Here is a 6,000-nt window from a genome sequence, read left to right as displayed (position 1 = left end):
CTTGATGACTTGTAATTTAAATTCTTTAGAATGTTTTATTCGTTTCATGATGTCAGCCTCCTTGGTACATTAAGCAGTATAATAAATATTACTCTTATTGTCCAAGTTCATTTTGGGGCTTATGAGAAATATGTTTATTATAGGAGTGATTCTGTGCAACTTATTCTTTTATCTGGCGGATCGGGTAAACGTCTCTGGCCACTATCTAATGATTCTCGATCTAAACAGTTTTTGAAAGTATTGCCTGATCCGGATAATTTGAAACAACCTATATCAATGATACAACGTGTTTGGCAACAGCTAAAAAGAGCAAACTTAGCTGAAAAAACAATCGTGTCTACTGGGAAATCACAGGTGGACTTGATAGACAGTCAACTGGGTAAGAATATACCCTTAATCATTGAACCGAGTAGACGTGATACCTATGCTGCAATTGCGTTGGCTGCTGTATATTTATACTCAGAAAAAGGGATTGGACTAGACGAGGCTGTTGCTGTTCTCCCAGTGGATCCATTTGTGAATGATTCCTTTTTTTCTCATATAAGTGCTTTGGAGGATGTAATCTGTCAATCCAATGCAGACCTAGTTCTAATTGGAATTCAACCTACTTTTCCTTCTGAAAAATATGGATATATAGTTCCTGAGAAAGAAAAAGAGGGAGAATTATCACGTGTTCAGAAATTCATAGAAAAGCCTAACGAAGAATTGGCAAGAAATTTACTTGAACAAGGTGCTCTTTGGAATGCGGGTGTATTCGCATTCAAACTAAAATATATTATTAATCATTTATTGAATCAAAAAATTCCGGTAAATTATGATGAATTAGTGAAGGGATATACAAAAATTCCTATAAATAGCTTTGATTATGAGGTCGTTGAAAAATCTTCAAACATTGTTGTTTCTGCTTATAATGGTCAGTGGAAGGACCTTGGTACATGGAATACTTTATCTGAAGAAATGAAAATCCCCCAAATAGGTAAAGGAAGCATTAGTTCGGATTGTGAAAATGTGCATGTAATAAATGAATTAGATATTCCTGTTTCAGTATTGGGATTATCGAATCTTATAGTCGCGATTAGTCCTGATGGAATTCTAGTTTCAGATAAAGATGCAAGCCCGAGAGTCAAAGAAATTGCAAAAGAATATAATAACCGTCCTATGTATGAAGAGCGCCGGTGGGGGTGGTATCGTGTATTAGATTACATCAAATTAGATGACGGAAATGAGGTTCTAACAAAACGTATTAATGTTAGTGCGGGTAAAAATCTCAGCTATCAGAAACATCAATACCGGAGTGAAGTTTGGACTATTATTAGTGGAACAGGAAAGTTTGCACTAAATGAAAAGATCTACTCAGTTAAACAAGGGGATGTTCTTCAAATTTCAGTGGGAGCATTACATGGAATTAAGGCGATAGAGGATTTGGAGATAATCGAGGTGCAGACAGGTAGTCAACTTATTGAAGAAGATATTGTTCGTGTTTTTATGGATTGGGAAGAAGTTGAAGCTCATTGTAGTGAGTGACGAAAATTTCTAGTGTGAAATTCTCTTAGATAGTAGTGCGAACAAGTATTGGAGGAGATTATGTGCAATCCATTAGTCTATGCATGATAGTAAAAAACGAAGAGGAAGTCTTAGAGCTGTGTTTAAGTAGTATAAAAGAAGTTTGTGATGAAATTGTGATTGTTGACACCGGGTCAACAGATAAAACAAAAGAGATTGCTGCCAAATTCACTGATCGTATTATTGATTTTAAATGGATCGATGATTTTTCTGCTGCGAGAAACTTTGCCTTTAGTCATGCAACCAAAGATTTTATCATGTGGTTAGATGCAGATGATTCGTTAGATGAAATGGATCTAATAAAGTTAAAAGATTTAAAAAATATGCTGGATATGTCCGTTGATGCAGTATCGATGATCTATCATTATGGTTTTGATGAAAGTGGAAATCCAAACTTTTCCTTTAGGAGAAATCGACTGGTGAAACGATCCAATCAATTTAAATGGTTTGGACCGGTTCACGAGTATTTGGAGGTATCTGGGAATATTATTCAATCCGATATAGCTGTAATGCATAATCGGGCAATGAAACAACACCTACCATCAAAAAGAAACATAACCATTTATGAAAATAGATTGAAAAAGAGAGAAGTATTTACACCTAGAGATCTATATTACTATGCTAACGAATTAAAGGACCATCAAAAATATAGGAAAGCCATTCGTTATTATGATAAATTTCTTGCAACGAAAAAGGGATGGGTGGAAGACGAAATAAGAGCATGCATAAATAAATCGGATTGTTATCAAAGTTTAGGAGAAAGTGAGAATGTAATGGTTTCTTTACTTCAAAGTCTAAAGTATGATTCTCCTAGGGCTGAATTCTGTTGTAAAATGGGTGACTATTTTATGGAGAAGAAAGAATATGAAGCAGCAATCTTTTGGTATGACTGTGCCATCAATAATAAAAAGACAGATACAGGAGGCTTTCAGAATCCTGATTATTGGACCTGGTATCCTCATTTACAACTTTGTGTTTGTTATTGGAGGCTCCAGGACCTAGAAAAATCTTGTGAGCATAATGAAAAAGCGGGAGAATATCGACCAGATCATCCTAGTGTGCTTGCAAACCGCAAGCTGTTTGAATAACATGATGAAAATTTAGAAAAATATAAAATTTCTAAATATAATAATTTATAGGGGAGTAAGCCTGGGTGCTTCATTATTTCCTGTTTGTCCCTCTAGTGAGAATTATTTAAATATAATAATTATATTGTTAACTAATTATTATTGGAATAATAAATTCCATAACCTCAACTTTTCCACTTCCTCATGATACTATTGTAGTATAATATAGGATAAAAGTAATTCTTATGACATTACAACTAGATCTGAACTAAGACAATCATTTGAACTAGTGGAGGATAAGATGTTTATAAAAGTTGAGACATTGGCCGATCTTAATACATTTAATGAAATTTGGATGGAATGCTGGCTCGAAAAGGGTTATATGCTAGATCCGACATTCGATGAGACAGACCGATTTATTATTTTGGATCAAGCTAATAAAGAAATTGGTACGATTGAGTTCAAATCCTACTTTCCATCGTTGCAAAATTACATTAACACGGTTTTTCCCTTTCACGAAATTAATAAAATAGAAATGAATCCCATGAAGGTCATTGAAATAGATAAGGTTTCTATTTTAAAGGAATATAGGGGAAAAAATCTCGAAAGATTATTATCGCTATTTGTTCATTACACAGATTTCTACCAAATGAACTATTGCGTGGTTCTTTTGGAGAGAGTATTCTATAGAGCATTAAGAAATGTATACAAAATACCGATCGAAGCTGTTGCGGATCAAATGTATTATAAAGGTGATTACGTGATTCCTGCAATTATCCACTCTAAAGAGGTATATTCAAATAAACAAAAATATCCATGGATTATTCCTTCCACCCAAGGGTTTGATAGGAAACCGATTTATATATAAAAGGAGAAAATAATGTACGCCCTGAAAAATAAAAAGTTTGCTTACCTTTTTATCGCTTTTTTTATCATTTCAAACTTCTTATGGAATTATTTCTTTCAGCATAAGCAAGCTTTTTTGGACTGGGGTGGAGTTACATTCCAAACCATTGCCTGCTTAACATCTTTTGGCTGGCTTTTTGCAACATATAAAAATGACGACGGCAAGGCCAAAAAGTTTTGGTTATATTTAGGATTAGGAATCTTAAGTTATATAATAGGGATTCTTATTTGGGTGTTTTACGAGTTTATCTTAGGTGTTCATGGAGATACTCTCCTGTTCCCAAAAATCTTTTGGATTGGACAGAATGGGTTTTATTTTGTTGCCCTTTTATACATGATGAACGTTGTAAAAAGTAAGTTACTTACCATACGATTTTCCTTTGATATGTTGATCATCATGGCCGTTGCAACCACATTTAATTGGGTGTTCATTATCGCTCCGTTATTAAAAATGAAGGGAAATCCATTTCATCTAGTAGAACTCATGTATCCGATATTAGATCTTGGGGTTTTAGGAGGAGTCATCAGTCTTTTAATTGCTTCAAATACCGTTTTTAATAAAAAGACTTTATATTTATTAATAGTAGGTTTATTGGTACAAATCTTAGCAGATACCTTATTCTCCTATTTATCTGTGAAAAATCTATACACGGTAGGAAGTATTTCAGAGCCTTTATGGATCCTTTCGTTGTTTTTCCTGGCTTTAGCTGGTATCTATCATGAAACACCATCTCAGGTGAAACATAAGAATGATTCACAAATGGAGAATCGATTCTTTGTTAGGCACAGTTTGCCTTATGCGGGGGTGGTGTTGCTATCCTTGTATGTGATCTCTCAAATTTATCACACTGCGCCTGTGGTCGTAGGCCTGTTTTTAACGATTCTATTAGTGGTCTTAAGACAACTTTTTACCTTGTTAGAAAATGATAAATTGGTTTCTGAATTGAATGATTTAAATGAGCAACTTGAGGTAAAGGTTAAAGAGAGAACGGACCGGTTGGTTGAAACGATTAATCAGATGGAATATTTAGCTTATCATGACGTTGTGACGGGTTTGCCCAATAGGAGATTTATTGAAAAGCGGCTTTCAAGAGCGATCAGTAACCATCATGTACGAAGTAAAAAGAAAATAGCCTTCTTGCTACTAGATTTAGACCGCTTTAAGCATATAAATGACAGTCTAGGACATTCATATGGGGATTTATTGTTAAAAGAGGTAGGAGATCGATTAACTTCGAGTCTTAAACCAAGTGAGCTAGTTTGCCGTATTGGTGGAGACGAATACGGAATTTTACTCGAAAATAAAAACGAAATACAAATTGAGAAAATCGCAGAAAATATTCTTACTGTCCTTCGAAAAACCTATGATATTAGAGGGGAAGAACTATATGTGACACCTAGTATTGGGGTGTCAATTTTCCCGGAACATGGCAACAGCTTTGAGTCTCTATTAATGAAGGCTGACACAGCCATGTATAAAGTGAAGGAAGCTGGAAAAAATCACTATAAAATATACCATGCCGAAATGGACATAGAACCTCAAGTGACAATGGAGAACGCGTTACGAAAAGGGATTGAGCGAAATGAACTAGAGTTATACTACCAGCCTCAGGTTTCTCTTGAAAACAATAAGATTGTTGGGGTAGAAGCGTTGTTGCGCTGGATTCGACCTGATCAAGGCATGGTTCCACCTTGCGAGTTTATTCCTCTGGCAGAGGAAACGGGACTTATTCTTCCTCTAGGAGAATGGGTATTGAAAGAAGCTTGTTTGCAATCTGTGAAATGGGGAGAACAGGGTATTTTACCGATTCGAATCGCCGTCAATATATCAGCCATTCAATTTCAACAGAACAACTTTATTGAAAAAGTAACCGAGACTTTATTTGAAACAAAAGCAAATCCTGAGAATATTGAACTAGAAATTACTGAAAGTGTGGCAATGGGTTCAATTGAAGAAACACTTTCTAAGTTGCAATCACTAAAGGAAATGGGTTTCCATATTGCTATGGACGATTTTGGTACAGGCTATTCCTCGTTGCAATACTTGAACCAGTATCCTATTGACCACTTGAAGATTGATCGATCCTTTATTTCTTCACTTCATACAAGTGAGAAAAATGTTGCCATAGTTAAATTGATTGTTTTGATGGCTAAAGGATTAAATTACAAGGTGATTGCAGAGGGAGTAGAAGACGATAGTCAAAAGCTCTTCTTACGATCCATTGAATGTGACGAATATCAAGGTTATCTGTTCAGTCCTCCGTTAAACAGGCTAGATACAGAGGTGCTTTTACAGAAGCAACTCACCAAAAAATAAAAAAGAGGAGCGTTTCTATGTAGAAATGCTTTTTTTGTGGAGAATTTTTTCCGTTTTTTTTGAATAGAGGTGAAAGTAGCATTTTTAGATTAGAATGATTATGATAAAGTTATATATCCAAGTCGCATAGTGTCTAAGGTATACATA

General features: G+C 35.0%; 4 protein-coding genes. All 4 read left to right on the top strand.

Translation table 11 applies throughout. The annotated features are described in order from the left end of the window. Positions 1 to 153: 153 nt before the first annotated feature. The 4 genes from ACFFHF_RS13905 to ACFFHF_RS13890 all read left to right on the top strand — a co-directional run bounded on the left by ACFFHF_RS13905 (position 154) and on the right by ACFFHF_RS13890 (position 5,853). Positions 154 to 1,524, top strand: a complete 1,371-nt coding sequence (locus ACFFHF_RS13905; protein WP_377058430.1) for a sugar phosphate nucleotidyltransferase — start codon at positions 154 to 156, stop codon at positions 1,522 to 1,524. 62 nt (positions 1,525 to 1,586) lie between these two features. Further along, complete coding sequence (locus ACFFHF_RS13900) at positions 1,587 to 2,651, top strand: glycosyltransferase (RefSeq protein WP_377058429.1); 1,065 nt, start codon at positions 1,587 to 1,589, stop codon at positions 2,649 to 2,651. 280 nt (positions 2,652 to 2,931) lie between these two features. Next, the gene (locus ACFFHF_RS13895; protein ID WP_377058428.1) at positions 2,932 to 3,498 is read left to right on the top strand and encodes a hypothetical protein; all 567 of its coding nucleotides are present in this window, start codon (positions 2,932 to 2,934) and stop codon (positions 3,496 to 3,498) included. A 12-nt stretch (positions 3,499 to 3,510) separates the two neighbouring features. Beyond that, complete coding sequence (locus tag ACFFHF_RS13890) at positions 3,511 to 5,853, top strand: putative bifunctional diguanylate cyclase/phosphodiesterase (RefSeq protein ID WP_377058427.1); 2,343 nt, start codon at positions 3,511 to 3,513, stop codon at positions 5,851 to 5,853. Positions 5,854 to 6,000: the final 147 nt, after the last annotated feature.

Origin of the sequence: Robertmurraya beringensis (assembly GCF_042433785.1) — a bacterium.
Classification (GTDB): Bacteria; Bacillota; Bacilli; order Bacillales; family Cytobacillaceae; genus Robertmurraya_A; species Robertmurraya_A beringensis.
The sequence above is the reverse complement of the archived record's forward strand: the minus strand, read 5'-3'. Positions and strand labels throughout refer to the sequence as shown.